Origin of the sequence: Flectobacillus sp., assembly GCF_049240685.1 — a bacterium.
Classification (GTDB): Bacteria; Bacteroidota; Bacteroidia; order Cytophagales; family Spirosomataceae; genus Flectobacillus.
This window is the reverse complement of record NZ_JBMLSD010000470.1, coordinates 13,437-14,916: the sequence shown is the minus strand read 5'-3', so window position 1 is coordinate 14,916 and position 1,480 is coordinate 13,437. Positions and strand designations below refer to the sequence as shown.

The following is a 1,480-nucleotide window of genomic DNA, read 5'->3' as shown; positions in this document are numbered from 1 at the left end:
TTTTTTTTGTCCTTGCCTCAAAGGCAACCTATTTTAGGCAAGGACAAAGGATAATTCACAATTCACAATTCACAATTCATCATTCTAAGTGTTCTGCTATCTCCATAATTCTGTGAAGTAATAAGTCGATTTCGTCGTCGAGGGTAGCTAGATTACTACTTGAAATATTTTCTGGATAATATCTTAAATAGGTCGTTACGGCCTCACGAACCCACTGAAGGTTTTCGTCGGTTACCTCTGGTGTCGATAAGGCTTGACTCAATGAGTTTGATAAAATATCTTCTGCTCTCAGTCTTAATAATAAACCTGTTTGACCAGTAAGTGATTCTTGCTCAGTGAAGCACTGAACTAAATGTTCGAAATTGGCTTTGAGCAATCTCAGATACACGAGGGTTAACGTTTCCATGGTAATTCGTTGGCTGGTAATACGATGATTCTACTTTGCATTGCAGGATTGATGGCTCTAAAATCAAAGCTTCCATCTGCTTTCTTTAATCTACGATATACGAGTGGGATTAGTATTTGTTCGGCTCCACCCGCCAAATAGGGTTGACCAATATTTAGACTGTTTGAGAGTTTTTGTGCCGCCGCTAATCCTCTCCAAACCCAGATGCCTCCCGCAGGAACGGTATATTCTACGATATTCTTAAAGCTATTCCATTCTGGTTGAACCGCAGTGCCTCCAATTACCTCCGAGATGGATGTTGGTTTGGTACGCGTCCAATAGCCTCCCGTAAATTGATCCCATCCATCATTACAAACTCTATACAATTTTGTCCCTTCTGGTAATTGCTCCAAATTGGCGGTATTATTCACAAAAGACATCACATCTGGCGGATAGCTTACCGCAAAGTCGGGGTCAAAACTGCCACTTGGTAATTTTACCTTGAAGTTCGCAAATTGCGTTCCTTGCGAAAAACCATTGGGTTGATAAGACCCATTGGCTAAACCCGGAAAATCGAAGTTACGAATAATTACCTTTCTGTGATAAATACTCAAGGCGTTGTTGAGGTCAGTGTAAAGTTTGAGCTTGTTTGATGTCGTGTCAAAAGTACCTTTTAAGATGCTTTCGTTGAGACCATCACGAATCCATTTCGATAAAGTCGTATCTGAACCTGCGGGCAAACTACTACTTAGTTGCACAATCCAAGCACGGGTACTGTCTTTTGAAATGGTAATGCCAGAAAAAGAAAACGAATTAAATGATAATAGTAATAAGGTACAAAGCATCAAGTGCTTCAAGGTAGGTTGGGTTTTCATAGTTGTTTGTGTCAATTGAAAGGAAATTAATTTAAGATTACGAAGGTAGAGATTATTTTTAAATTACAAACGCAGAGATTTTAATTTAAAATATTAAAATATACTCTGTTTTGTTTTAGTTTGAATGTTTTAGGAACGATTTATTCATTTACAACAAAAAAACGCCTTGCTAATGGTGAGTCAGCAAGGCGATGAATCAATCAAACGATGGTGGATTTGG

At 38.6% G+C, this 1,480-nt stretch carries 2 protein-coding genes; both read right to left on the bottom strand.

Annotated elements, in window-relative coordinates; all coding sequences use genetic code 11:
• Window positions 1-79 precede the first annotated feature (79 nt).
• On the bottom strand, window positions 80-406 hold the full coding sequence (locus ACOVQ4_RS21945; protein ID WP_421822728.1) for a hypothetical protein: 327 nt from the start codon (window positions 404-406) through the stop codon (window positions 80-82).
• Window positions 394-1,260, bottom strand: a complete 867-nt coding sequence (locus tag ACOVQ4_RS21940) for a hypothetical protein (RefSeq protein WP_421822727.1) — start codon at window positions 1,258-1,260, stop codon at window positions 394-396. The genes ACOVQ4_RS21945 and ACOVQ4_RS21940 overlap by 13 nt, the downstream gene beginning before the upstream one ends.
• Window positions 1,261-1,480: the final 220 nt, after the last annotated feature.

Coding starts and splice junctions, on each gene's coding strand:
- ACOVQ4_RS21945 (WP_421822728.1), bottom strand. CDS start 406: ATGGAAACGTTAACCCTCGTGTATCTGAGATTGCTCAAAGCCAATTTC.
- ACOVQ4_RS21940 (WP_421822727.1), bottom strand. CDS start 1,260: ATGAAAACCCAACCTACCTTGAAGCACTTGATGCTTTGTACCTTATTA.